Here is a 231-nt window from a genome sequence, read left to right as displayed (position 1 = left end):
TCAACGTACAGCACGTTGCTGGCCACGTCCTTGCCCACCCCGTACCCCGGGGCCGCCGGGCGGCCCCGCACGCCGCCGATGTTCAGGCCCTCGCGCTGGCCCAGGGTGAAATAGATCACCCCGGGGTGCTCGGCGATGCGGTTGCCGTCCGGGTCCTGGATTTCACCGGTACGCGCCGGCGGGTAACGCCCCAGGAATTCGCGGAAGTCCCGCTCGCCGATGAAGCAGATG

General features: G+C 69.7%; 1 protein-coding gene. It reads right to left on the bottom strand.

Annotation, left to right across the window (positions count from 1 at the left end; translation table 11 throughout):
- The coding region (locus tag ACQG3P_RS24995) for a tRNA methyl transferase PRC-barrel domain-containing protein (RefSeq protein ID WP_426806548.1) at positions 1–231 on the bottom strand (231 nt) is incomplete at both ends.

The sequence above is a fragment of the Stenotrophomonas sp. SrG genome (assembly GCF_050031795.1).
In the GTDB taxonomy this organism is placed as follows: domain Bacteria; phylum Pseudomonadota; class Gammaproteobacteria; order Xanthomonadales; family Xanthomonadaceae; genus Stenotrophomonas; species Stenotrophomonas rhizophila_A.
The sequence above is the reverse complement of the archived record's forward strand: the minus strand, read 5'-3'. Positions and strand labels throughout refer to the sequence as shown.